This window comes from Planococcus shenhongbingii, from assembly GCF_030413635.1.
GTDB classification, from domain to species: domain Bacteria; phylum Bacillota; class Bacilli; order Bacillales_A; family Planococcaceae; genus Planococcus; species Planococcus shenhongbingii.
Genome location: NZ_CP129235.1, coordinates 17,019 through 41,875 on the forward strand (window position 1 = coordinate 17,019; position 24,857 = coordinate 41,875).

The 24,857-nt window shown below is 46.0% G+C and carries 18 protein-coding genes, 1 tRNA gene, 3 rRNA genes, 1 other RNA gene and 1 other annotated feature; of the genes, 20 read left to right on the forward strand and 3 right to left on the reverse strand.

Annotated features, from left to right (window positions below; genetic code table 11):
* The first annotated feature begins 3 nt into the window (after window positions 1-3).
* Entirely contained in the window at window positions 4-1,302 is a 1,299-nt protein-coding gene (locus tag QWY16_RS00060) for a D-alanyl-D-alanine carboxypeptidase family protein (RefSeq protein WP_367281337.1), read from the forward strand.
* Between the two features lie 12 nt (window positions 1,303-1,314).
* Here the strand turns inward: QWY16_RS00060 and pdxR are convergent, their stop codons facing one another.
* Window positions 1,315-2,736 carry a MocR-like pyridoxine biosynthesis transcription factor PdxR gene (gene pdxR / locus QWY16_RS00065; protein WP_300993199.1) on the reverse strand — a complete coding sequence of 474 codons (1,422 nt, stop codon included), beginning with the start codon at window positions 2,734-2,736 and terminating at the stop codon, window positions 1,315-1,317.
* Window positions 2,737-2,839: 103 nt separating this feature from the next.
* On the opposite strand from pdxR, the gene pdxS reads away from it, so the two are divergent.
* The 4 genes from pdxS to QWY16_RS00085 all read left to right on the forward strand — a co-directional run bounded on the left by pdxS (window position 2,840) and on the right by QWY16_RS00085 (window position 6,874).
* Window positions 2,840-3,724 (forward strand): pyridoxal 5'-phosphate synthase lyase subunit PdxS, encoded by an 885-nt coding sequence (gene pdxS, locus QWY16_RS00070; protein ID WP_300990868.1) that lies wholly within the window; start codon window positions 2,840-2,842, stop codon window positions 3,722-3,724.
* 1 nt (window position 3,725) lies between these two features.
* The gene (gene pdxT, locus QWY16_RS00075; RefSeq protein WP_300990869.1) at window positions 3,726-4,319 is read left to right on the forward strand and encodes a pyridoxal 5'-phosphate synthase glutaminase subunit PdxT; all 594 of its coding nucleotides are present in this window, start codon (window positions 3,726-3,728) and stop codon (window positions 4,317-4,319) included.
* 32 nt (window positions 4,320-4,351) lie between these two features.
* Window positions 4,352-4,558: a binding site (T-box leader), on the forward strand.
* A 65-nt stretch (window positions 4,559-4,623) separates the two neighbouring features.
* Window positions 4,624-5,898, forward strand: coding sequence for a serine--tRNA ligase (gene serS, locus QWY16_RS00080; protein WP_300990870.1), 1,275 nt, complete (start codon window positions 4,624-4,626; stop codon window positions 5,896-5,898).
* A 97-nt stretch (window positions 5,899-5,995) separates the two neighbouring features.
* On the forward strand, window positions 5,996-6,874 hold the full coding sequence (locus QWY16_RS00085) for an alpha/beta fold hydrolase (RefSeq protein ID WP_300990871.1): 879 nt from the start codon (window positions 5,996-5,998) through the stop codon (window positions 6,872-6,874).
* On the opposite strand, the gene tadA is transcribed toward QWY16_RS00085, so the two are convergent.
* On the reverse strand, window positions 6,869-7,360 hold the full coding sequence (gene tadA / locus QWY16_RS00090; protein ID WP_300993201.1) for a tRNA adenosine(34) deaminase TadA: 492 nt from the start codon (window positions 7,358-7,360) through the stop codon (window positions 6,869-6,871). The two genes, QWY16_RS00085 and tadA, sit on opposite strands and share 6 nt — an antisense overlap.
* 246 nt (window positions 7,361-7,606) lie before the next feature.
* Between tadA and QWY16_RS00095 the strand changes: the two genes are divergently transcribed.
* Together QWY16_RS00095 and QWY16_RS00100 are read left to right on the forward strand one after the other, a co-directional pair.
* A complete protein-coding gene (locus QWY16_RS00095) occupies window positions 7,607-8,245 on the forward strand; it encodes a deoxynucleoside kinase (protein ID WP_300990872.1) in 639 nt (212 codons plus the stop codon).
* Window positions 8,242-8,910: a deoxynucleoside kinase gene (locus QWY16_RS00100; RefSeq protein WP_300990873.1), complete on the forward strand. Its 669-nt coding sequence runs from the start codon at window positions 8,242-8,244 to the stop codon at window positions 8,908-8,910. The genes QWY16_RS00095 and QWY16_RS00100 overlap by 4 nt, the downstream gene beginning before the upstream one ends.
* A 207-nt stretch (window positions 8,911-9,117) precedes the next feature.
* On the opposite strand, the gene QWY16_RS00105 is transcribed toward QWY16_RS00100, so the two are convergent.
* Window positions 9,118-9,210, reverse strand: a tRNA-Ser gene (locus QWY16_RS00105).
* Between the two features lie 359 nt (window positions 9,211-9,569).
* Here QWY16_RS00105 and ffs point away from each other — a divergent pair.
* The 13 genes from ffs to darA all read left to right on the forward strand — a co-directional run bounded on the left by ffs (window position 9,570) and on the right by darA (window position 24,822).
* Window positions 9,570-9,835: signal recognition particle sRNA large type (gene ffs / locus QWY16_RS00110), an RNA gene on the forward strand.
* 164 nt (window positions 9,836-9,999) lie between these two features.
* Complete coding sequence (gene dnaX / locus QWY16_RS00115; RefSeq protein ID WP_300990874.1) at window positions 10,000-11,733, forward strand: DNA polymerase III subunit gamma/tau; 1,734 nt, start codon at window positions 10,000-10,002, stop codon at window positions 11,731-11,733.
* A 26-nt stretch (window positions 11,734-11,759) separates the two neighbouring features.
* Complete coding sequence (locus QWY16_RS00120; protein WP_300990875.1) at window positions 11,760-12,080, forward strand: YbaB/EbfC family nucleoid-associated protein; 321 nt, start codon at window positions 11,760-11,762, stop codon at window positions 12,078-12,080.
* A gap of 12 nt (window positions 12,081-12,092) precedes the next feature.
* Window positions 12,093-12,689 carry a recombination mediator RecR gene (recR, locus tag QWY16_RS00125; RefSeq protein ID WP_300990876.1) on the forward strand — a complete coding sequence of 199 codons (597 nt, stop codon included), beginning with the start codon at window positions 12,093-12,095 and terminating at the stop codon, window positions 12,687-12,689.
* Entirely contained in the window at window positions 12,679-12,879 is a 201-nt protein-coding gene (locus QWY16_RS00130; RefSeq protein ID WP_300990877.1) for a hypothetical protein, read from the forward strand. Before recR ends, QWY16_RS00130 begins: the two co-directional genes overlap by 11 nt.
* A 556-nt stretch (window positions 12,880-13,435) precedes the next feature.
* Window positions 13,436-14,986 (forward strand): 16S ribosomal RNA (locus QWY16_RS00135).
* 207 nt (window positions 14,987-15,193) lie between these two features.
* Window positions 15,194-18,126: ribosomal RNA gene (locus tag QWY16_RS00140) — 23S ribosomal RNA — on the forward strand.
* Between the two features lie 52 nt (window positions 18,127-18,178).
* Window positions 18,179-18,294: ribosomal RNA gene (gene rrf / locus QWY16_RS00145) — 5S ribosomal RNA — on the forward strand.
* The 16S, 23S and 5S rRNA genes sit together here, the layout of an rRNA operon.
* A 156-nt stretch (window positions 18,295-18,450) precedes the next feature.
* The gene (locus QWY16_RS00150) at window positions 18,451-19,875 is read left to right on the forward strand and encodes an aminotransferase class I/II-fold pyridoxal phosphate-dependent enzyme (protein ID WP_300990878.1); all 1,425 of its coding nucleotides are present in this window, start codon (window positions 18,451-18,453) and stop codon (window positions 19,873-19,875) included.
* Window positions 19,876-19,941: 66 nt separating this feature from the next.
* Window positions 19,942-21,495, forward strand: a complete 1,554-nt coding sequence (ppx, locus tag QWY16_RS00155) for an exopolyphosphatase (protein WP_300993202.1) — start codon at window positions 19,942-19,944, stop codon at window positions 21,493-21,495.
* 37 nt (window positions 21,496-21,532) lie between these two features.
* Window positions 21,533-23,656: an RNA degradosome polyphosphate kinase gene (locus tag QWY16_RS00160; RefSeq protein ID WP_300990879.1), complete on the forward strand. Its 2,124-nt coding sequence runs from the start codon at window positions 21,533-21,535 to the stop codon at window positions 23,654-23,656.
* 118 nt (window positions 23,657-23,774) lie between these two features.
* Window positions 23,775-24,410 (forward strand): dTMP kinase, encoded by a 636-nt coding sequence (gene tmk / locus QWY16_RS00165; protein ID WP_300990880.1) that lies wholly within the window; start codon window positions 23,775-23,777, stop codon window positions 24,408-24,410.
* 82 nt (window positions 24,411-24,492) lie between these two features.
* The gene (gene darA / locus QWY16_RS00170; RefSeq protein WP_052649532.1) at window positions 24,493-24,822 is read left to right on the forward strand and encodes a cyclic di-AMP receptor DarA; all 330 of its coding nucleotides are present in this window, start codon (window positions 24,493-24,495) and stop codon (window positions 24,820-24,822) included.
* The last annotated feature ends 35 nt before the right edge of the window (window positions 24,823-24,857 follow it).

Sequence of the window (24,857 nt, forward strand, 5' to 3'; positions counted from 1 at the left end):
GTAATGGCTGTATTTTTAACTGTTGGGATACCGCAGCCAACCAAAGCGGCAGATTCTTTGAATATAAAGGCAGATGCTGCCATTTTAGTAGATGCTGATTCGGGCAAAATATTATATGGACAAAATGCTGAGGCTTCTTTAGGTATTGCCAGTATGACCAAGATGATGACAGAATACCTGTTATTTGAAGCGATTGAAGATGGCCGAGTGTCCTGGGATCAGGAGTATACGGTAACAGATTATGCTTATAAAATTTCACAGGACATGAGCCTAAGCAATGTGCCGTTGCGAAAAGGGGAATCGTACACTATTCAAGAGCTGTATGAAGCGCTGGCTATTTATTCTGCAAATGCGGCTACAATTGGAATTGCTGAAACGATCGCTGGGACTGAAGAAGAATTCGTCCGGCTGATGAATGAGAAAGCGAAAGAATTGGGTCTGACAGATGCCAAATTGGTCAATTCAACCGGTTTGAGCAATTCGCTTTTGATGGGAATGCACCCGAAAAATACGGGTCCTAATGATGAAAACGTTATGTCGGCCAAGTCCGTGGCGAAATTAACTAAAGCGCTGTTGGACAAGTATCCGGAAGTGCTAGAGACGACAAAAATTCCTTATAAGGTGTTCCGTGAAGGAACGGCCGATGCAACAGGCATGTTGAACTGGAATTCAATGCTTCCAGGTCTGGCTTATGAATACGAAGGTGTTGATGGTTTAAAAACCGGCAGTACGGATTTTGCTGGCCATAGCTTTGCCGGCACTGCAAAACGCGGAGACACTCGCCTGATCGCCGTTGTCATGAAAGCAGTTGATGATAAAGGCATCGGTTCTTATAAAGCACGTTTTGATGCCACCCGGGTATTATTCGATTTTGGTTTCGGCCAGTTTAAAACAGAGGAAGTTGTTCCTGCAGGTTATCAGTTTAAAGGAAAAGAAACTTTGCCGGTAATCAAAGGAAAAGAAGATGAAGTTAAGATTGCGGTTAAAGAACCAATTACGATGATGATCCGCACAAGTGATAAAGATTCGTATAAGCCTGAATTAGTCATTGATGAATCGTTAATGACAGATGGCAAGATTGAAGCTGAAATTGAGAAAGACCAAGTGATTGGAACTGTGAAGCTTGTAAAAGAAGAAGGCAAGGATTACGGCTATTTGAATGAAACCACTGATGCTGTAGAAGTGATTGCGACAGAAAAAGTAGAACGGGCCAACTGGTTCTCGTTGTCTATGCAAGCTGTCGGCAGCTTTATGGGCAGTATGTGGACAGGCGCACTTGATTTTGTAAAAGGATTATTCTAAATAAAAAGCAGTTCATCTTTTGGGATGAACTGCTTTTTTCAATGGGATGTTCCAGCATTCCATAAGCTGCAGGATGCCTTGTTCAATTTCATCTTCCGTCAATCCACCAAACCCCAGGACAATTTGCGGAGGAGAAACTGTTTTCCCTTCGACATCGTATGAACCTAAGCCAAAGACGCGAATGCCTGCATGTTTAGCTCGTTCAACCAATTCTCTTTCTGTGATAGAGGTTTGAATGGTTAAGACAATATGCATGCCGGCTTGCTGCCCGGATACGGTCACAGCTGGTGCAAATAACAGCAAAAGCGATGTTAAATGCTCAAGCTTTTTTTTGTAAAGTTTGCGCATCCGGTTCAAATGGCGGGAAAAATGCCCTTCTTTCATGAATTCCGATACCAGCTGCTGGTCCATACGCGGCACGGACGAAGAATAATGAAGGAAAGTCCGCTGATAAGCGCGCAGCAAGCGTTTTGGCAGAACCATATAAGCAAGCCGCAAAGATGGCATGAGCGATTTAGAAAACGTACTGATATAAATGACCCGGCCGCTTAAATCCATGCTCTGGAGGGCGGGGATAGGACGGCTCGTGTAACGGAATTCACTGTCGTAGTCGTCTTCAATGATATAGCGCTCCGGCTTTGCAGCTGCCCAGTTCAATAATTGGGCGCGTTTAGTAGCGCTGAGCACAGAGCCTGTTGGAAATTGATGAGATGGTGTGACATAGGCGATATCCACTTCTGAAGCCTCCAGTTCCATAACATTAATGCCATCGTCTTCTATGCTGATTGGCACTGCTTTTCGGTCATGGTGCGCAAAAATGCTGTGGGTTAATGGATAGCCCGGATTTTCAAAGCCAAACACGACCGTTTTATCAAGCAAACGGATCAGCAGAGGCATCAATTGTTCGGTTCCGGAGCCAATAATGATTTGCTCCGCACTACACACTACTCCCCGTGATTGAAATAAATAACGGGAAATTTCATGGCGCAATGCTTCATCACCTTGAGGATGCCCCGTCAATAGCAATTCATGGTTTATCTCATCCAGCACAACTTTTGACAATTTACGCCATGTGGAAAAAGGAAACGAATGGGTATCAATTTTTCCTGGATTAAAGTCGTACCGGTACTCAAGACGTTCATTAGCCAACGGTTCATCCTGCGGCATGTCCAGATAAGCCAATTCTTCTACCGGCTGTGCATAAAATCCTTTACGGGCTCTTGACTCAATAAACCCTTCAGCAACCAGCTGGCCATAGGCGAGTTCAACCGTAGTTTGGCTGATGTCCAGGAACTCAGCAAGCTTCCGTTTACTGGGCAACTTGGTATCGACGGAAATTTTACCAGAAATAATGGCTTGTTTTATTTCCTTGTAAAGCTGTTTATATAAAGGGGTGCTATTCTGCCGTTGAAGTTGAAACATGAGCATATCCATCATTCTTTCTCCTAACTGACCTTATGAATTAATATGAATCTGAGTATTTCTATATGGTCAAACTCTATTATACTGAAAATATTATGAAAAGGGGGAATTATTGATGAGTGAACATGGAACAGATCGTGTCAAACGAGGAATGGCAGAAATGCAAAAAGGCGGTGTTATTATGGACGTGGTCAATGCAGAGCAAGCGCGTATTGCAGAAGCTGCTGGTGCTACTGCTGTTATGGCACTGGAACGTGTCCCTTCTGATATCCGCAGAGACGGCGGTGTAGCCCGCATGGCAGACCCGCGCATTACAGAAGAAGTGATGAAAGCTGTATCCATTCCGGTGATGGCCAAAGCACGCATTGGCCATATTGTGGAGGCGCGTATACTAGAAGCGATGGGCGTTGATTACATAGATGAAAGTGAAGTGCTGACGCCGGCCGATGAAGAATTCCACTTGTTAAAAGACACTTATACCGTGCCATTTGTCTGTGGCTGCCGCAATTTGGGCGAAGCGGCGCGACGCATTGGTGAAGGGGCTTCGATGCTTCGTACAAAAGGCGAGCCGGGAACCGGCAATATTGTAGAAGCGGTCCGCCATCTGCGCCAAGTAAACGCAGAAGTGCGTAAAGTCGTGACGCTGAGCGATGATGAATTGATGACGGAAGCGCGCAATTTAGGTGCTTCCTACGAATTCCTGAAAGAAGTGAAACGCCTTGGCCGTTTGCCGATCGTCAACTTTGCGGCCGGCGGTGTTGCGACGCCTGCCGATGCTGCGTTAATGATGGAACTTGGGGCAGACGGCGTGTTTGTCGGATCCGGTATCTTCAAATCGGAAAACCCGGAACGCTTCGCTCGTGCGATTGTGGAAGCGACGACGCATTACCAGGATTACAAATTAATCGCTGAATTGTCGAAAGACCTGGGCATTGCTATGAAAGGCATTGAAATTTCCACGATTGCAGCAGGAGACCGCATGCAGGAGCGGGGCTGGTAAGATGAAACGAGTCGGAGTGCTGGCATTGCAAGGAGCTGTACGCGAGCATGTTCAATCAATTGAAGCAAGTGGAGCGGAAGCGGTCTTGGTGAAATGGCCAAAAGATCTGGAAGCTTTGGATGCCTTGATTTTGCCAGGTGGAGAAAGTACGACGATGCGCCGCTTGATCGACCGCTATAGCTTGATGGGGCCGTTACGTGAATTTGCAGCTTCTGGAAAACCGATGTTCGGCACTTGCGCAGGGTTGATTTTGCTCGCCGGCAAGGTCGTCGGATATGACGAACCTCATCTGGGCGTCATGGATGTCATCGTAGAGCGCAATTCGTTCGGCCGCCAAGTCGACAGTTTTGAAGCATCTTTATCCATTAAAGGCATTGATAATCCGTTTGAAGCGGTCTTTATCCGGGCACCGCATATTGTCAGCGCTGGTCCAACCACTGAAGTGTTGTGCGAACATGATGGGAAAATCGTCATGGCAAGAAGCGGCCAGTTTCTTGGCTGTTCATTCCATCCGGAGTTGACAAAGGATCACCGGATTACCGAATACTTTTTAAGCATGATCCCTTCAGAAACTGGTATTCTCTTGCCAAATTAATCAGTTTATAGTAAAGTATGATTAATTTAAAAGTAGAAACGTTGATGGGGAATAGTAATACGTCTGTTTTTCCAAAGAGAGCCGGTGATTGGTGCAAACCGGTGAAAAGCGCGTGTGAATCCACTCCTGAGTTGCATGGCGACACAAGCCATTGCCGGTTTAAAGGCCGTTATGTAATGAAGAGGATTGGCTTTTGCCGATCAATCAGGGTGGCAACGCGGGTAGCTCTCGTCCCTTTACCAAGGGATGAGGGCTATTTTTGTTGTCTTTTTTCCATTAACCGAAAATTGAAGGAGGAACCAGCATGTTAGACATTAAATACGTACGTGCCAATTTTGAAGAAGTAAAAACAAAACTAGCGAAACGCGGGGAAGATATTTCCGTTCTTAATGATTTCGAAGAAATGGACGCAAAGCGCCGTGAATTGATTGCCCAAACAGAAAAGTTAAAGGCAGAACGCAATGAAGCTTCACAAAACATCGCGACCATGAAACGCAATAAAGAAAATGCGGATGAAGCCATTGCGAAGATGCGTGCAGTCGGCGACGAAATCAAAGTGATTGATGATCAATTGCGGGAAGTGGAAGAGCGCTTGAATTACATCATGATGCGCGTGCCGAACATTCCGCATGACAGTGTGCCGGTCGGCGATTCTGAAGACGATAACGTGGAAATCCGCACTTGGGGCACTAAACCGGAGTTTGGGTTCGAAATCAAACCGCATTGGGATCTCGGAACAGATTTGAACATCATCGATTTTGAACGGGCCGCAAAAGTGACGGGCAGCCGTTTCGTGTTTTACCGCGGTCTTGGTGCACGCTTGGAACGCGCACTCATCAACTTCATGATGGATCTGCATCAGGAAGAACACGGCTACGAAGAAATGCTGCCGCCGTATCTGGTTAATCGCGAAAGCTTAACTGGAACGGGCCAGCTTCCAAAGTTTGAAGAAGATGCTTTCTTGATTGAAAAAGAAGATTATTTCCTGATTCCGACATCTGAAGTGCCGGTTACAAACTTTTACCGCAACGAAATTCTAGATGGGGAAATTCTGCCTCAGGCCTTTGCCTCTTACAGCGCGAATTTCCGCTCTGAAGCAGGTTCTGCGGGCCGTGACACGCGCGGGTTAATCAGACAGCATCAATTCAATAAAGTCGAACTGGTGCGCTTTGTAAAGCCGGAGGATTCTTATGATGAATTGGAGAAATTGACGGGACATGCTGAGAAAGTATTGCAGCTTCTTGGATTGCCTTACCGCGTCTTGAAAATGTGTACCGCGGATCTGGGCTTTACCGCTGCAAAAAAATACGATATTGAAGTTTGGATACCAAGTCAGGAAATGTACCGGGAAATTTCTTCTTGCAGTAATTTCGAAGATTTCCAGGCACGCCGCACCAATATCAAATTCCGCCGCGAACCAAATGGCAAGCCGGAATTTGTGCATACCTTGAACGGCAGCGGGTTAGCTATTGGGCGGACAGTAGCGGCTTTGCTGGAGAATTGCCAACAACAAGACGGATCGATTTTAATTCCGGAAATACTGCGTCCGTATATGGGCGGCAAAGACGTTATTAAATAAAAACTGAGGCTCAAAAGCAAAATGCTTTTGGGTCTTTTTTTATTTTTCGCCAGAACGGGTAAAGAACAGCTAAAGCCATTTGAGAGGAGTTGTTGATATGGAGGACCTATCATTTCAATGGATTAAAACGAACGGCATTACCTTGCATACGGCAGTAGCGGGTCCTGAAGAGGGGCCGCTTGTCATTTTACTGCACGGCTTTCCGGAATTTTGGTTTGGCTGGAAAAAGCAAATTGAACCGCTCACCAAAAAGGGCTACCGCGTCGCAGTACCGGATCAGCGCGGTTATAATTTAAGCGACAAGCCCCAAGACATCGAAAGCTATAGCTTGGATTTACTGCGGGACGATGTAGTTGGATTAATCGAGCATTTCGGCAGAACCAATGCGGCCATCATCGGCCATGACTGGGGAGGGGCAGTAGCCTGGCATTTGGCCTCTACGAAGCCGCAGTACGTTGAAAGAATGATTGCAGTCAATATTCCGCATCCCCAGGCTATGCCGAGGGTACTGAAGCGCAATCCATTGCAATGGGCAAGAAGCTCGTATATCGCTTTTTTCCAATTACCGGATTTACCGGAGAAAATGCTGGCTGCGGATTATTTCAAGACGATGGTAGGGAGCTTGGTATCAACAAGCAATCCGGATACATTTAGTGAGGAAGAGCTGGCCGCTTATCAGGAGGCATGGGATCAGCCAGGTGCGTTGACGGCCATGCTCAATTGGTACCGGGCGATCCGGCAAGGCAACGTCCTGCAAGTACCGGAACAAAAAATCAGCGTCCCTGTTCGCATCATCTGGGGGATCGGCGATCAATTCCTGTCAACGGAACTGGCAAAGGAAAGCCTGAACTTTTGCGAAGACGCTGAATTGGTGTTTGTCGGAGAAGCGACCCATTGGATCCATCATGAACAAGCTTATATCCTCAATCTGCTTATTGAGCAGTTTTTAACCAAAGAAAAAGCGGCAGCCCTATAAGAGCTCCCGCTTTTTCTTTTTCTTATGCTCCCTAAGTGTACGGAAAAATTGGGTAAGCAACCCTCCGCATTCCTCAGCCATTACATTTTCAGTAACATCACATTGATGGTTGAAGCGGTCATCGTTAAGCAGCCGGTACAGTGAATCGACGCTGCCGGCCTTGGCATCGCGTGCCCCGTAGATGACCCTTGGAATGCGGGACTGCAAAATGGCACCTGCACACATTGGGCATGGCTCTAACGTTACGTAAAGATTGGTGTTCTCCAGGCGCCAGCTGCCAATTTGCTGGCAGGCTTCTTGAATAGCTAAAAGTTCGGCGTGCGTTACTGCGTTTTGGGTAGTTTCCCGCAAGTTATGTGCCCGTGCAATCACTTTTCCTTCATGCACGATAACCGCTCCAATCGGGACTTCTCCTTTTGCTGCCGCTTTTTGGGCTTCTTCAATCGCGAGGCCCATATAATAATGGTCTTGTTCAATTCCGTTCATCATTCATCTCTCCTTACTTGCAAGTGTATCATTTTTTGAACAGCAAAAATAAAGAAGTCTTCTCTTACAGAGGGGAAAAGAATAAAAAGTGTTGGCCACTTAAGCAAAGCCTAAGATCAGCGAGGGAAAACTTTGAAAGCGTCTATCCATTAAATTAGGGCATGCTTTTTTTCTATTTTTAAAAGGAAGTCTGTGTTAAAATGAATGGCACTGTACAACACTTGAACAGAAAGAGGGGAACTTCCCATGCCGGTGCCATTTATAACGGTAGAAGGTCCGATTGGCGTTGGCAAAACGTCACTGGCAAAAGCAATTGCTGACCACCATCAATTTCAGATGTTAAAAGAAATTGTCGATGAAAATCCGTTTCTTACTAAATTTTATGAAGACATTGAGGAATGGAGTTTCCAGACTGAAATGTTCTTTTTATGCAACCGCTATAAGCAGTTGTCTGATATTCAAAAGAAATTCATCTCTAAACGTGAGCCTGTCGCAGCGGATTATCATATTTTCAAGAACTTGATTTTTGCGAAGCGCACATTGCCGGCAGCTGAGTATGCCAAATACGAAGCCATCTATAAGATCCTAACAGCAGATATGCCAGCACCCAATATGGTGATTTACCTGCATGCCAGCCTTGAAACACTGATGAAACGCATCAAAATGCGTGGGCGTGAATTCGAGAAAATGATTACCCCGGCCTATATGGAACAGCTGCTGGCTGATTACCATGAATTTATTGAACGTTTTGAACGCGAACATCCGGAAATTCCGGTGTTGCGGTTTAATGGCGATGACATGGATTTCGTCCAGAATGAACCAGATTTACGTCTGATTTTAAGCAAAGTGGATGAAACCTTAAAACAAAGGAGTTTAACAATATGAATTTACGTGAAAAATACGGTATTCCGGCAAATGCCGTAATTACAATTGCCGGTACGGTAGGTGTCGGCAAATCAACGATGACTAAGGCGTTAGCAGACGCACTTCAATTCCGCACCTCTTTTGAAAAAGTGGATGCCAATCCTTATCTGGATTTATTTTATGATGATTTTGAGAAATGGAGTTTTCATCTTCAAATTTATTTCCTGGCAGAACGCTTCAAAGAGCAAAAGCGCATGTTTGAATACGGCGGCGGTTTTGTCCAAGATCGTTCGATTTATGAAGATACTGGCATTTTTGCAAAAATGCACTGGGAAAAAGGCACAATGAATGACGTGGATTATGAAACGTATACGAATCTGTTCGAAGCGATGGTTATGACTCCTTATTTCCCGCACCCGGACTTGTTGATTTACTTAGAAGGGTCGATTGAAGATATTTTAGGCCGCATCCAGGAACGAGGCCGTCTGATGGAGCAGCAGACGCCGGTTGAATATTGGATTGAAATGCACGGGCGCTATGAGAAGTGGATTAACTCGTTTAACGGCTGTCCGGTTCTGCGTTTAAACATTAATGAATATGACTTAATGAATGATCCAGACTGCAAGGAACGCATCGTAGAACGAATCGGCAACTTCATGCAGCAAACATCTTTATTGAAAAAATAAGCTAATACCCCAGTCTATTGTAGGCTGGGGTATTATTATTTCCCGGGAAATAATAAAGGCAATAAAAAAAGCAGAAGGCGGTAAGCCTTCTGCTTGTTAAGTCATCTTTTATGTATCGAAATCTTCAGACATGTAAGTCCTAAAAAAATTCGCTACTTTCGTAACGAATCCAATCTCGAATTTATATGCGCGTGTAAATTCAAAAAATGGAGGAGGAAGAGGGATTCGAACCCCCGCGGGATTTGACTCCCCTGTCGGTTTTCAAGACCGATCCCTTCAGCCAAACTTGGGTATTCCTCCGTATCAGACAAGAATTAATTTATCATAAAGAGAAACTTGCTGTCAACACTTTCGGTAATCTTTTTAAAAAAGAATTTTTTAATGGTATAAGTTGTAGCCGTTGGTATTCCGCAAAACAACTCCATATTTAAGTGAGCAATCAAATGGTCTTCTCTTTTAGAAAGCTTATCCAGCGCCGGCTTATCGCGGGAGCACGAGTCTTTGCCCTGCACAAAGCGGCCAAAGCAGTGTATAAAAGGATATTTTAGTCCAACTTATATAAGCTTGTTTTTTATGCGGAGCCCAGCTTTAAAATGAATTTATATTCTTTAAGGCTTACGGATTGATTTTTTCAGAAAACATTCGTATACTAATAAATGCCGTGCTAGGTGGGAAGATAGCGGTGTCCTGTAACCTGCAATCCGCTTTAGCAGGACTGAATCCCTTTCCTAGGCTGTTTGTGTGCAGGGTCTGCCCCTTGCACGTAGTGTTGACGTTTGGGTCCTGCGCAATGGAAACCCATGAACCATGTCAGGTCCGGAAGGAAGCAGCATTAAGTGGAACTTTTCATGTGCCGCGGGATTGCCTAGATCGAGCTAACGACAAGGGTAACGCTTGTGTGCAGCAGTCAAAGAAAGGTGCACGGCATTAACTTTAAAATAAAACCTGTCCGCAAATATGCGGACAGGTTTTTTACTGGCGTTTTATTCATGCCAGTATATTAGCCAGGAAGTAATCATTCAGAAGGAACCACCATTTATGATATAATTGAAGGACGGAAAACACTTTTAACAAAAGGAGAGAAAAACGTTGGCGTATCAAGCTTTTTATCGTGTGTACCGGCCGCAGTCCTTTTCTGAAATGTCAGGTCAGTCGCATATTAAACAAACCCTTCAAAATGCTCTCCTTTACAATAAGACAACTCATGCTTATTTATTCTCAGGTCCGCGGGGGACAGGGAAAACGAGTGCAGCTAAAATTTTTGCGAAAGCACTCAACTGTGAACAGGCACCTGTGGCAGAACCTTGCAATGAATGCAGTTCTTGTAAAAGCATTACCGAAGGATCCAATACAGATGTCATTGAATTTGATGCCGCATCCAACTCCCGAGTGGAAGAAATGCGGGAAATCATTGAAAAAGTCCGGTTTTCTCCGGCAAATTCCCGGTTTAAAATTTATATTATTGATGAAGTGCATATGCTCTCCAATAGTGCCTTTAACGCTTTATTGAAAACGCTTGAAGAGCCGCCGGAGCATGTTGTATTTATCTTGGCGACTACAGAGCCGCATAAACTGCCGCTTACCATTATTTCCCGTTGTCAGCGCTTTGATTTTAAACGGTTGTCGCAAGCGGATATTGTGGAACGGATGATTGAAGTATTAACGGACGCAGGCCTTCCTTATAACGAGCAAGTGTTGAAAGTTATTGCCCAAGCAGCAGCGGGCGGAATGCGGGATGCACTCAGCTTGCTGGATCAAGTAGTATCATTCAGCGGTGATGAAATGACGATTGAAGATGCACTGCTTGTGACCGGCTCCATAAGCCAGGATGTATTCTATGAGATGGCGGGAGCATTGGTCGAAAAAGATATTGGCCAAGCGTTGACTCTACTGGAACAGCTGGTCCGTGACGGGAAAGACCCAGTCCGGCTGGTAGAAGATTTCATCACTTTTTTCCGGGATTTATTATTGATTCAAACGGCTCCGGATTTGCACGATATGCTGGAGCTTGCTACGCACGAAGAACGGTTTGAAGAGTTGGCGAAGCAATTCGAATCAGCAACTCTCTATGCATGGATTGATGTATTGACGAAAACTCAGCAGGAAATGCGGTTCTCCAATCATACAAAAATCTATTTGGAGACAGCATTATTGAAAATGGTGCAGGCAGATGCACCGGTCGCCGTTTCTTCAGGATCAGCATCTCCGGAACTGGAAGCAAAAGTTAATCAATTGGAGCAACTGATTATTCAACTTCAACAACAATTGAAAAATGGGGCTGTTGCGGCAACTCCAGCGGCAGGCGCTGAACCAAAGCGCCGGCAGCGGTCTCAAAGCAGTTATAAAATCCCGGTGGGCCGCATTCAGGATGTATTGAAGAATGCGACGAAGCCGGATATCCAAGCGATCAAAACCAACTGGTCGACGGTCATGGGGCAATTGCAGAAATCACATGCGGCTTTATTGAATGAAGCGGAGCCAGTAGCGGCCTCAGCAGATGCTTTTGTGTTAAAATTCAAGTATGATATTCATTGCCAGATGGCTTCAGATAATCAGACTTTTGCTGTCGCTTTTAGCCAGCTTCTTCAACAGTATACGGGTAAGGCTTACACACCAATTTTTGTGCCGGATGAAAGCTGGTTGAAAATCCGTGAAGAGTTTATTAAAAACAGCGGATTGAAATCAGGGTCAGAAGAGAAGCATTCGGAAGCTGAAGAACAGCATCCTTTCTCTGCTGATGGATCAGTGGCGGAAGAAGATCCGTTTATTTCTGAAGCAGAGCGGTTATTTGGCAAAGACTTTGTTGAAATTCACGACGATTAATAAACAACCTAAAGGAGGAAACTATTATGCGCGGTGGCGGAAATATGCAAGGCATGATGAAACAAATGCAGAAAATGCAAAAACAAATGGCGGAAGCCCAAGAAGAACTGGGAACATTGAAATTTGAAGGATCAGCTGGCGGCGGAATGGTGAAAGTCACTGTATCCGGACACAAAGAAGTGCTTGATGTAGTTTTAGATCCATCAGTAGTAGACCCGGAAGATGTAGAAATGCTTCAAGATCTATTGATCGTTGCGACAAACGAAGCGTTTAAAAAAGCGGAAGAACATGCGAATTCCACGATGGGGAAATTCACTAAGGGGTTAAATCTTCCTGGCATGTTCTAGGAGGTAAACAGAATGCATTACCCAGAGCCAATATCGAAACTTATGGAAAGCTTTATGAAATTGCCAGGAATCGGGCCGAAAACAGCTGCCCGGCTGGCATTTTTTGTGCTTGGGATGAAAGAAGACACGGTTCTTGATTTCGCTAAAGCGTTAGTGGATGCGAAAAGGAATTTGAGTTTTTGTTCAACGTGCGGGCATATCACCGATGTTGATCCATGCATGATTTGCCAAGACCAATCACGTGACCGGACAACGATTTGTGTAGTGCAGGATCCAAAGGATGTCATCGCAATGGAAAAAATGCGCGATTACACAGGTCTGTATCATGTTCTTCAAGGAGCAATTTCTCCAATGGACGGAATTGGCCCGGAAGACATCAACGTTCCTTCTCTATTGAAGCGGCTGCAGGATGAAACTGTGGAAGAGTTGATTTTGGCAACGAACCCGACAATCGAAGGAGAAGCAACGGCCATGTATATTTCCCGCCTAGTCAAACCTTCCGGGATCAAAACTACACGCATCGCTCACGGCCTGCCAGTTGGGGGAGACTTAGAGTATGCGGATGAAGTTACGCTATCTAAAGCAATGGAAGGCAGACGTGAGTTGTAAAGAAGAGATCGACAAGCGTGTTTTCAAAAAGAGGGAATTGAAAAAAGAGTTTGATGAACAATTGATTCGCCGGTTTGTTGAAACAAAAGAAGAACGGGGAAGTGCGCTGGCATTAGAAAAGCTGGGGGCAACCATGAAGTGTTTGGCAGTGTCGACCCGAAGATTGCTGAAAGCAAATGTCTTTTCTTAATTAAAGGAAGCGCGAATCCGTAATTTGAAATTCCAATAAAAGCAATGGCTCCTCCAGCATTGCTTTTTATTTATGGATTGAATTGGGCTCTTCTTATAGAAGGAACTTAAAAGAAGGCAAGTTATTTGAAATGGATAAATCAAAATCTTTGACTCAGCTTTTCATGCCTGGTATATTAAAAAGCGTCCCAAAAAACTAAGGGAATAAAAATGTGTGAAAAGCAATTGACATTGATGAGTAATTAAGTTATACTAATATAGTTGTCGTTTGAAGTAACAATAATACTTCTAAGAAACGCGGCTAATGAAATCAAACATACAACGAAATTCGTGGTTGACAATGATTTCGAAATAAGTTATACTAATAAAGTTGTCGCTGAAGAAAACGACAAAACCTGAACCTTGAAAACTGAACAGCAAAACGTCAACGAAATCGCAACGGCCGCGCAAAACGGCCCGCGCAAAAAATTACTGATCAAGCGTGCTAGATCAAAGCGACTCGTGCATCTTTCGGGATGGCGAGACGCCAGCAGAACATTGAGCAATCAATTTCTTCTATAATGGAGAGTTTGATCCTGGCTCAGGACGAACGCTGGCGGCGTGCCTAATACATGCAAGTCGAGCGGAAAATTTGGAGCTTGCTCCAAGTTTTCAGCGGCGGACGGGTGAGTAACACGTGGGCAACCTGCCCTGCAGTTCGGGATAACTCCGGGAAACCGGGGCTAATACCGGATAGGTTCGGCTCCCGCCTGGGAGCCGACGGAAAGACGGCTCACGCTGTCGCTGCTGGATGGGCCCGCGGCGCATTAGCTAGTTGGGGGGGTAACGGCCTCCCAAGGCCACGATGCGTAGCCGACCTGAGAGGGTGATCGGCCACACTGGGACTGAGACACGGCCCAGACTCCTACGGGAGGCAGCAGTAGGGAATCTTCCGCAATGGACGCAAGTCTGACGGAGCAACGCCGCGTGAGTGATGAAGGTTTTCGGATCGTAAAACTCTGTTGTAAGGGAAGAAACCGTGCCGGAGTAACTGCCGGCACCTTGACGGTACCTTACCAGAAAGCCACGGCTAACTACGTGCCAGCAGCCGCGGTAATACGTAGGTGGCAAGCGTTGTCCGGAATTATTGGGCGTAAAGCGCGCGCAGGCGGTCCTTTAAGTCCGATGTGAAAGCCCACGGCTCAACCGTGGAGGGTCATTGGAAACTGGGGGACTTGAGTGCAGAAGAGGAAAGTGGAATTCCATGTGTAGCGGTGAAATGCGTAGAGATGTGGAGGAACACCAGTGGCGAAGGCGACTTTCTGGTCTGTAACTGACGCTGAGGCGCGAAAGCGTGGGGAGCAAACAGGATTAGATACCCTGGTAGTCCACGCCGTAAACGATGAGTGCTAAGTGTTAGGGGGTTTCCGCCCCTTAGTGCTGCAGCTAACGCATTAAGCACTCCGCCTGGGGAGTACGGCCGCAAGGCTGAAACTCAAAGGAATTGACGGGGGCCCGCACAAGCGGTGGAGCATGTGGTTTAATTCGAAGCAACGCGAAGAACCTTACCAGGTCTTGACATCCCGCTGCCCGCCTTGGAGACAAGGCTTTCCCTTCGGGGACAGCGGTGACAGGTGGTGCATGGTTGTCGTCAGCTCGTGTCGTGAGATGTTGGGTTAAGTCCCGCAACGAGCGCAACCCTTGATCTTAGTTGCCAGCATTCAGTTGGGCACTCTAAGGTGACTGCCGGTGACAAACCGGAGGAAGGTGGGGATGACGTCAAATCATCATGCCCCTTATGACCTGGGCTACACACGTGCTACAATGGACGGTACAAAGGGTCGCCAACCCGCGAGGGGGAGCCAATCCCAGAAAACCGTTCTCAGTTCGGATTGCAGGCTGCAACTCGCCTGCATGAAGCCGGAATCGCTAGTAATCGTGGATCAGCATGCCACGGTGAATACGTTCCCGGGCCTTGTACACACCGCCCGTCACACCACGAGAGTTTGTAACACCCGAAGTCGGTGAGGTAACCCTTGTGGAGCCAGCCGCCGAAGGTGGGACAGATGATTGGGGTGAAGTCGTAACAAGGTAGCCGTATCGGAAGGTGCGGCTGGATCACCTCCTTTCTAAGGATTACTTCGGAACGGAACCTCACGGTTCCGGTTGACGTTTTGCGTTCGGTTTTGAAGGTTCACACCTTGGCAGCGATGCCTTTTTTTGTGACTTTCAACCTTGTTCTTTGAAAACTGGATATGACGACATTGAAACAAACGAAACAACGCAACACAAGTGATGAGACCGAGCGATCGGTCGACTTTCTATGTAACCAACTTGGTTAAGTTAGAAAGGGCGCACGGTGGATGCCTTGGCACTAGGAGCCGAAGAAGGACGGCACTAACACCGATATGCTCCGGGGAGCTGTAAGTGAGCATTGATCCGGAGATTTCCGAATGGGGGAACCCCCTGCCCGTAATGGGGCAGGATCCATGTGTGAATTCATAGCACATGAGAAGGCAGACCCAGGGAACTGAAACATCTAAGTACCTGGAGGAACAGAAAGCAAATGCGATTCCCTGAGTAGCGGCGAGCGAAACGGGAACAGCCCAAACCAAGAGGCTTGCCTCTTGGGGTTGTAGGACACTCAATACGGAGTTACAAAAGCACGCGTTAGGCGAAGCGACCTGGAACGGTCCGCGACACTGGGTAACAGCCCCGTAGCCGAAAAGGCGTGCCCTCCTGAGTGGATCCTGAGTACGGCGGAACACGTGAAATTCCGTCGGAATCCGGGAGGACCATCTCCCAAGGCTAAATACTCCCTAGTGACCGATAGTGAACCAGTACCGTGAGGGAAAGGTGAAAAGCACCCCGGAAGGGGAGTGAAACAGATCCTGAAACCGTGTGCCTACAACTAGTCAAAGCCCGTTCATGGGTGATGGCGTGCCTTTTGTAGAATGAACCGGCGAGTTACGATTGCATGCAAGGTTAAGATGAGAAGTCGGAGCCGCAGCGAAAGCGAGTCTGAACAGGGCGAATGAGTATGCAGTTGTAGACCCGAAACCAGGTGATCTACCCATGTCCAGGGTGAAGGTAAGGTAACACTTACTGGAGGCCCGAACCCACGCACGTTGAAAAGTGCGGGGATGAGGTGTGGGTAGCGGAGAAATTCCAATCGAACCTGGAGATAGCTGGTTCTCTCCGAAATAGCTTTAGGGCTAGCCTCAAGATTGAGAATCCTGGAGGTAGAGCACTGTTTGGACTAGGGGCCCATCCCGGGTTACCGAATTCAGACAAACTCCGAATGCCAGTGATTTATGCTTGGGAGTCAGACTGCGAGTGATAAGATCCGTAGTCAAGAGGGAAACAGCCCAGACCACCAGCTAAGGTCCCCAAATATCCGTTAAGTGGAAAAGGATGTGGCGTTGCTTAGACAACCAGGATGTTGGCTTAGAAGCAGCCATCATTTAAAGAGTGCGTAATAGCTCACTGGTCGAGTGACACTGCGCCGAAAATGTACCGGGGCTAAACGGATTACCGAAGCTGTGGATGGACATCAACGATGTCCGTGGTAGGAGAGCGTTCTAAGGGCGTTGAAGCGGAACCGGAAGGATTCGTGGAGCGCTTAGAAGTGAGAATGCCGGTATGAGTAACGAAAGACGGGTGAGAATCCCGTCCACCGAATGCCCAAGGTTTCCTGAGGAAGGCTCGTCCGCTCAGGGTCAGTCGGGACCTAAGTCGAGGCCGATAGGCGTAGACGATGGACAACAGGTTGATATTCCTGTACCACCTCCCCGCCGTTTGAGCAATGGGGGGACGCAGAAGGATAAGGCGAGCGCGCCGTTGGTTGAGCGCGTCCAAGCCGTGAGGCGGGAAATGAGGCAAATCCCATTTCCATAACGTTGAGCGGTGACGGCAAGGGGCGTATGCCCTGGAGTCCCTGATTTCACACTGCCAAGAAAAGCCTCTAGCGAGGCGGGAGGTGCCCGTACCGCAAACCGACACAGGTAGGCGAGAAGAGAATTCTAAGGTGAGCGAGTGAACTCTCGTTAAGGAACTCGGCAAAATGACCCCGTAACTTCGGGAGAAGGGGTGCTCTGGTAGGGTGAAAAGCCCGAGAGAGCCGCAGTGAATAGGCCCAGGCGACTGTTTAGCAAAAACACAGGTCTCTGCCAAACCGTAAGGTGACGTATAGGGGCTGACGCCTGCCCGGTGCTGGAAGGTTAAGGGGAGTGCTTAGCGCAAGCGAAGGTGCGAACTGAAGCCCCAGTAAACGGCGGCCGTAACTATAACGGTCCTAAGGTAGCGAAATTCCTTGTCGGGTAAGTTCCGACCCGCACGAAAGGCGTAACGATCTGGGCACTGTCTCAACGAGAGACTCGGTGAAATTATAGTACCTGTGAAGATGCAGGTTACCCGCGACAGGACGGAAAGACCCCGTGGAGCTTTACTGTAGCCTGATATTGACTTTTGGTGCAACTTGTACAGGATAGGTAGGAGCCTTTGAGCCCGGAGCGCCAGCTTCGGGGGAGGCGTCGGTGGGATACTACCCTGGTTGTATTGAAATTCTAACCCGCACCCCTGATCGGGGTGGGAGACAGTGTCAGGCGGGCAGTTTGACTGGGGCGGTCGCCTCCTAAAGAGTAACGGAGGCGCCCAAAGGTTCCCTCAGAATGGTTGGAAATCATTCGCAGAGTGTAAAGGCACAAGGGAGCTTGACTGCGAGACGGACAGGTCGAGCAGGGTCGAAAGACGGGCTTAGTGATCCGGTGGTTCCGCATGGAAGGGCCATCGCTCAACGGATAAAAGCTACCCCGGGGATAACAGGCTTATCTCCCCCAAGAGTCCACATCGACGGGGAGGTTTGGCACCTCGATGTCGGCTCATCGCATCCTGGGGCTGTAGTCGGTCCCAAGGGTTGGGCTGTTCGCCCATTAAAGCGGTACGCGAGCTGGGTTCAGAACGTCGTGAGACAGTTCGGTCCCTATCCGTCGCGGGCGCAGGAAATTTGAGAGGAGCTGTCCTTAGTACGAGAGGACCGGGATGGACACACCGCTGGTGTACCAGTTGTTCCGCCAGGGGCATCGCTGGGTAGCTATGTGTGGCCGGGATAAGTGCTGAAAGCATCTAAGCACGAAGCCCCCCTCAAGATGAGATTTCCCATTGCGCAAGCAAGTAAGATCCCTCAAAGACGATGAGGTAGATAGGTTCGGGGTGGAAGCGCGGCGACGCGTGCAGCTGACGAATACTAATCGATCGAGGACTTAACCAAACTGTTTGTTTCAACTGTCGCATATCCGGTTTTGAGGGCGCAAGCACTCATGTCCAGTGATGATGGCAAAGAGGCCACACCCGTTCCCATCCCGAACACGGCAGTTAAGCTCTTTTGCGCCAATGGTAGTTGGGGGTTTCCCCCTGCGAGAGTAGGACATTGCTGGGCCCTGTAAGAAGAAAAAGCCGTAGCCGGCATTCCCGGCAACGGCTTTTTTGTGTTTTCGTTAAATAAGTTTTTGATTGACGCTCATCAGATGCACAGCGTAACTTATTGCTTTCATATATACTAAACATAATGAAAAAAAACGTAAGGATGAAAATCATGACGCATCGAAAACCTTTAGTAGAAGCTTTAACTGCATTTCAGCAGCCACTGCCGATTTCATTTCATGTGCCAGGCCATAAGAACGGCGAGTTATCTGGCTTGCCACAAGCAATCCGTACAGCCCTTTCTTATGACTTAACAGAAGTTACCGGTTTAGATGATCTTCATTATCCCGAAGAAGCTATTCGTGACGCACAGAGCCTGCTGGCAGCCACCTACGGAGCGGATGAAAGCTTTTTCCTCGTTAATGGGTCGACAGTAGGCAATTTGGCAATGATACATGCCGTCTGCAAAGAAGGCGATACAGTAATTGTTCAGCGAAATTCCCATAAATCAGTTTTTCATGCACTTGAATTAGCAAAAACACGGCCGGTTTATGTAGCGCCTGAATGGGACGATGAATCGTTGACTGCTGTTGGAGTAGCCTTTGCAGATATTGCAGCAGCGGTAACAGCTTACCCGGAAGCAAAGGCGGTGGTTCTGACTTATCCTAATTATTACGGTATGGCAACAGCAGGACTAAAAGAAACTATCGCTCTTTGCCATTCCAAAGGCATCGCGGTATTAGTCGATGAAGCGCATGGTGCCCATTTTCAAATCGGCGAACCCTATCCTGCTTCAGCGTTGGCGCTTGGAGCGGATGTAGTGGTGCATTCAGCGCATAAAACTTTGCCAGCTATGACAATGGGGTCATTCTTACATGTAAAAGGGAATTTAGTAAATGCAGAAAAAATCAAGAAGTATTTAAGAATGCTGCAATCCAGCAGCCCCTCTTATCTTATTATGGCTTCGCTGGACGATGCACGGGCATTTGTTCAAAATTATACGCAGCCGGACATGCGGCATTTTGAAGATAAAAGAGAACAGTTTGTGAAGGGGTTAAAGAGCATTCCAAAACTTGGAGTTTTTGAATCGGACGATCCTTTAAAACTGATGCTTAGAAGCGAATATAATAGCGGCTTTCAATTAAAAAAAGAATTGGAAAAGGTGGGAATCCATGCAGAACTGGCAGATCCTTATCAGGTTCTGCTGATTTTGCCTTTATTAAAACAGCCGCATAGCTATCCTTTTGCAGAGGTCCGCAGCCGTATAAAAGAAGCGGTGCAAGCTTTAACACAAGCACCTCGTGAAGCGGTTATAGTGAAAATGCCCATCCAACAGAATATCAGCGTTCCTGAAATCTCTTATGCGCAACTCGATATGGAAGCACGGGAGTGGATTTCTTATACAAAAGCGTTTGGCCGGATTTCGGCTGGCATGGTGATTCCTTATCCGCCTGGCGTGCCTTTGATTGTTCCTGGTGAAAAATGGACCATGGATAAACTGGAAGGATTGATGGATTATCTGTCGACAGGGGCTCAGATTCAAGGAGACCTTCGCTTAGAAGAAAAATTAATCTGTGTACTGCCTGCAACAAATTAGTCATAATTTCTGAAAAATGGGTATGATATAGTATACGAAATTTTACAGGGGCGGGATGTGGAAATTATGTTGGATCAGGAAAAGTATGCAATTGTAGATATCGGCTCAAATACAATGCGGCTTGTCATTTACACACGCGACAAAAGTGGGAAATTGACAGAAAGTGAAAACGTTAAAGCTGTTGCCCGTTTGCGCAATTATTTGTCGGAGAATGGACATCTGGAAACTGAAGGAATCAATGTATTGATACATACTCTTCAAGGTTTCCAGGAAGTAACGAGACATCATAAATTGAAGGAAATTAGATGTGTAGCTACTGCAGCGATTCGGCAAGCTACTAATCAAGAGGAAATTTTAGAGCGTGTTGAAAAAGAAACAGATTTCTCGATGCGGATTTTGTCTGAATATGAGGAAGCAAATTACGGCTTTCTGGCAGTCGTAAATTCTACGCCTTTTGAAAATGGCATTACAGTGGATATTGGTGGAGGAAGCACGGAAATCACTTATTTTCAAAATCGGAAATTAATCTTTTTCTATAGTTTTCCGTTTGGAGCATTGTCTTTAAAACAGCAATTTATCAAAGAGGACCTCCCCACTTCGCAAGAACTAAAGACGCTTCGCAAATTTTTAAAAGAACAGTTCCAAACCTTGCCATGGCTTGCTAATAAAAAGCTGCCGCTGATTGGAATAGGGGGAAGTGCACGGAACCTAGCCCAGATCCATCAGGAATATATCGGCTACCCGGTTGCAGGTATTCACCAATATATGATGACGGCTAAAAACGTTAAAGGTGTGCAAAATCTGCTGTTGAGCATGGATTTTCCTGAAATCCAGCGCTTGGAAGGCCTGACAAGAGACCGCGCAGACATCATTATACCGGCTATTGAGGTTTTTTCTTATTTGATGGATTATATCGAAACAAATAAATTTGCTTTAAGCAGAAAAGGGCTTAGAGACGGCGTATTTTATGAAGAAATGACGAAAGAATTTGAGCTTTCCATTTTCCCGAACGTTTTGGAGGAAAGTTTTTATGAATTGGCAAGTGATTTTGACATCAATTTGAATCATGCTTCTCATGTCAGCAAGAATGCCATGATGATTTTCAATGAACTGGAAAAGTGCAAAGTCTTTGTTCTGGATTCTAAAGATCTGAAGTACCTTCGTTTGGGCAGCGCACTTTATAATCTTGGATCCTATATTGACGCGGAAGCAAGCCATCAACATACATTTTATTTATTGGCAAACCGCACAATTGATGGGTTATTGCATAAAGACCGCATGACAGTAGCATTAATTGCTTCTTTTAAAAACCGGGAAGTTTTCAAACGGAATGCCTCGCTTTATGAAGACTGGTTCACGAAAGATGAACTGGCAAAATACAGTCTGTTTGGAGCCATCGTCAAACTTGCTTACAGTTTGAATGCAACCAAGCGGAATATTATTGAAGCCATTCGAATTGAAGAGCCGACAGCAGGACAACTTGTGTTTGAAATAGAGTGCAATAGTGACTGGATGCCGGAACAATACCAGGCAGAAAAACAGAAAAAACATCTTGAAAAGCACTTGAAAAAGTCCATTGAACTGCAATTCCATGAAGAATTAGCCCGGCAGCCACAGTAATCAAGTATAAAAATGGCCGAGAATTTGAAGACAAAGGATGGCGGAGAATGTGATTACGACGAAAAAAAATACCGTTGATCTGGATAATCCTTCTTATTACAACAATCGAGAACTTAGCTGGCTTGCTTTTAACGAAAGGGTGCTGAGAGAAGCAATAGATGAACGCAATCCATTGCTGGAGCGTTTCAAATTTTTGTCAATTTTCAGTTCGAACCTCGACGAATTTTTTATGGTACGAGTAGCTGGTCTCCAAGATCAAGTAAAAGTAGGTTTTGCAGGGCCGGAAAATAAAGCCGGCATGACTCCGAGGCAGCAATTGAAAGAAATCGGCAATAAAACTCATCAATTAGTAGAATTGCAGTATCAGACATTGCGCAATTTATTGATTCCAAAAATGAGGCATGAAGGAGTCCGGATTTTCAAAATGGCGGAATTGGCGGACCGGGAGCTTAAAGAAATAGAAACATATTTCGATGAGCAGATTTTTCCTGTCCTTACGCCATTAGCAATTGATGCGTATCGGCCATTTCCCATGCTTTTGAATAGAAGCATCAATTTGGCAGTCCTGCTAAAAGATCAAGATGAAGAAGCAAAAAATCAATTTAAAACAGCGATTGTTCAAGTGCCGGCAGTACTCGATCGTTTTGTTTATTTGGACACCAAGGCAGGCAAGGAGCGCTTTGTTTTATTAGAAGATGTTATTAGGCATTTTATTGGCAAGCTGTTTCAAGGCTTTACAGTGGCTTCTACATCGATTTTCCGTATCACTCGCAATGCCGACATGACAATTCATGAGGAAGGCGCCCGCGACTTATTGAAAGAGATTGAAGAAGAGCTGAGGAAGCGTAAATGGGGGGCAGCGGTCCGTCTTGAAGTGCAAAAAGAAGGCATAGATCCCGAAATGCTGGCTTATTTAACAGAAGCCTTGGAAATTAGCAAAAAAGATGTGTATGAAATTGAAGGTCCATTGGATTTAACGCTGTTTTTCAATTTTTATAAAAAAATGGCTAAAACGCATAAGAAACTTGTCTACGAAAGCCGGATTTCTCAACCGCCTCGCGACTTGTCTTCTCATGAAGACATTTTTGATAAAGTGCTTGCACAAGACGTGTTTCTTCATCATCCATACGAATCATTTGAACCGGTCGTGGATTTTATGTCAAAAGCGGCTGATGATCCGGATGTATTGGCGATTAAACAAACCCTGTACCGGGTTAGTGGGGATTCACCGATTATTAAAGCATTAAAAAGAGCGGCTGAAAATGGCAAGCAAGTCACTGTTTTGGTGGAACTCAAAGCGCGTTTCGATGAAGAGAACAATGTCCAATGGGCAAAAGAGCTGGAGCAAGCTGGATGCCATGTGATTTATGGTATGACCCATCTTAAAACTCACAGCAAAATTACCTTGGTTGTACGCAAAAAGGATGGAGAAATAGCTCGTTTTGTACATCTGGGGACGGGCAATTACAACGATCAGACAGCGAAGATTTACACGGACATGAGCCTATTCACTTCCGTACGGGAATTCGGGGTAGATGCGACCAACTTTTTCAATTTTTTGAGCGGCTATACCGAAAAGCCGGAATTCCATCATTTATCCGTAGCACCGTTCAGCATTCGAAAAGACTTTCTTGAATTGATCGAAGCGGAAATTCAATCCCATAAGAAATTTGGCAATGGCCGCATTATCGCTAAAATGAATTCTTTGACCGATAAAGAACTCATCAAGAAATTATACGAAGCGTCGATCGAGGGAGTGAAAATTGACTTGATCGTCCGGGGAATTTGCTGCCTGCGCCCAGGGATTAAAGGCGTGAGTGAAAACATCCGTGTCAGAAGCATTGTCGGCCGCCTTTTGGAACATAGCCGAATTTATTATTTCTACCATAATGGAGAAGAAAAGACGTTTTTGTCTTCGGCGGATATGATGACGCGAAATATGGAAAACCGCATTGAAATTTTATTCCCTGTTTACAGCGATCGAATCAAAGCTCAAATAGAGCATGTTTTGGAGATTGCGTTAAAAGATAATATGAAGGCGCGGGAACAAGATGCAACAGGGCAGTACCGTTATGTCAAAAAGAAAGACGGAGAACCGGAAATCAATAGCCAGCTTGTGTTGTATGAAGAAGCATATCAAGTGGCAGAAGATGAGGAATAAGCTCGTACTGCTGCCTCTTTGAGATGCTCGAAGCCGGGCTGTGTCTACCATGTTCTAAGAGATTCATTTCCTGTATAGTTAAAGGGATTAAACATGAAGAAATCAGGTGAAGAAAAGAATGGGTTATTTGATTACGCTGGAAGGCGGAGAAGGATCCGGAAAAACCAGTATTTTAAAACGTCTGGCTTCTGCATTGGAGCAACAAGGACTTTCAGTTGTCTGTACAAGAGAACCGGGCGGGATTGATATTGCAGAACAAATCCGGAAAGTCATCTTGGATCGTGACAATGTCAAAATGGATGCACGGACAGAAGCTTTGCTATATGCCGCAGCAAGAAGGCAGCATTTAGTCGAGAAAGTTATTCCAGCCATTGAAGCTGGAAAAGTGGTTTTATGTGACCGTTACATAGATAGCAGTTTGGCGTATCAAGGACATGCGAGAGGCCTTGGCATAAAAGAAATCTATGCTATCAATAAGTTTGCCATAGATGAATACATGCCGGATTTAACGCTTTATTTTGATGTAGACCCCAAAGTAGGGCTTGCCCGCATTGAAAAAGATGCAGGCCGGGAAGTCAACCGTTTGGATGTGGAATCGTTAAAATTCCATGAAGCGGTGCGTGAAGGCTATCAATTGCTTGTTGGACAGTATCCAGACCGGATTCAAGTGATTGATGCTGAAAGGGATATCGAGACGGTGTTCCAGTACGCTTTCCAGACAGTCACTGATTTTATAAATCCACCCAGAATTTGATAAACGCTGGGAAGATATGCAGTGTAGGCTTTTCTTCATGGTATACTTATATAGAAGGAATACAGAAAAGGAGTGAGTGCTGATGAAACTCGTCGTTGCAGTCGTGCAGGATCAAGATAGTAATCGCTTATCCAACGCGTTGACAAAAAATGATTTTCGGGCTACCAAACTTGCCAGTACTGGAGGGTTCTTGCGCTCAGGGAATACCACTTTTTTGATTGGTGTCGAGGATGGCCTCGTACCGAAATTGATGGATTTAATCCGGGATAATTGCCGTTCACGTGAACAAATGGTTGCTCCTGTTTCACCAATGGGCGGCAATGCAGATTCTTATATTCCATATCCGGTTGAAGTGGAAGTAGGAGGCGCGACAATTTTTGTCTTGCCAATTGAACAGTTCCATCATTTTTAAACATCCCTTAAGACGCAAAACGCGTTAAGTAATAT

What these genes read in the sequence shown, in the direction of transcription:
- pdxR (WP_300993199.1), bottom strand. Translation starts at nt 2,736, where the DNA reads ATGGATATGCTCATGTTTCAACTTCAACGGCAGAATAGCACCCCTTTA.
- darA (WP_052649532.1), top strand. Translation starts at nt 24,493, where the DNA reads ATGAAACTCGTCGTTGCAGTCGTGCAGGATCAAGATAGTAATCGCTTA.
- ppx (WP_300993202.1), top strand. Translation starts at nt 19,942, where the DNA reads ATGTTGGATCAGGAAAAGTATGCAATTGTAGATATCGGCTCAAATACA.
- QWY16_RS00095 (WP_300990872.1), top strand. Translation starts at nt 7,607, where the DNA reads ATGCCGGTGCCATTTATAACGGTAGAAGGTCCGATTGGCGTTGGCAAA.
- tadA (WP_300993201.1), bottom strand. Translation starts at nt 7,360, where the DNA reads ATGAACGGAATTGAACAAGACCATTATTATATGGGCCTCGCGATTGAA.
- QWY16_RS00060 (WP_367281337.1), top strand. Translation starts at nt 4, where the DNA reads ATGGCTGTATTTTTAACTGTTGGGATACCGCAGCCAACCAAAGCGGCA.
- tmk (WP_300990880.1), top strand. Translation starts at nt 23,775, where the DNA reads ATGGGTTATTTGATTACGCTGGAAGGCGGAGAAGGATCCGGAAAAACC.
- recR (WP_300990876.1), top strand. Translation starts at nt 12,093, where the DNA reads ATGCATTACCCAGAGCCAATATCGAAACTTATGGAAAGCTTTATGAAA.
- pdxT (WP_300990869.1), top strand. Translation starts at nt 3,726, where the DNA reads ATGAAACGAGTCGGAGTGCTGGCATTGCAAGGAGCTGTACGCGAGCAT.
- QWY16_RS00085 (WP_300990871.1), top strand. Translation starts at nt 5,996, where the DNA reads ATGGAGGACCTATCATTTCAATGGATTAAAACGAACGGCATTACCTTG.
- serS (WP_300990870.1), top strand. Translation starts at nt 4,624, where the DNA reads ATGTTAGACATTAAATACGTACGTGCCAATTTTGAAGAAGTAAAAACA.
- QWY16_RS00120 (WP_300990875.1), top strand. Translation starts at nt 11,760, where the DNA reads ATGCGCGGTGGCGGAAATATGCAAGGCATGATGAAACAAATGCAGAAA.
- QWY16_RS00100 (WP_300990873.1), top strand. Translation starts at nt 8,242, where the DNA reads ATGAATTTACGTGAAAAATACGGTATTCCGGCAAATGCCGTAATTACA.
- QWY16_RS00160 (WP_300990879.1), top strand. Translation starts at nt 21,533, where the DNA reads ATGGCGGAGAATGTGATTACGACGAAAAAAAATACCGTTGATCTGGAT.
- pdxS (WP_300990868.1), top strand. Translation starts at nt 2,840, where the DNA reads ATGAGTGAACATGGAACAGATCGTGTCAAACGAGGAATGGCAGAAATG.
- QWY16_RS00150 (WP_300990878.1), top strand. Translation starts at nt 18,451, where the DNA reads ATGACGCATCGAAAACCTTTAGTAGAAGCTTTAACTGCATTTCAGCAG.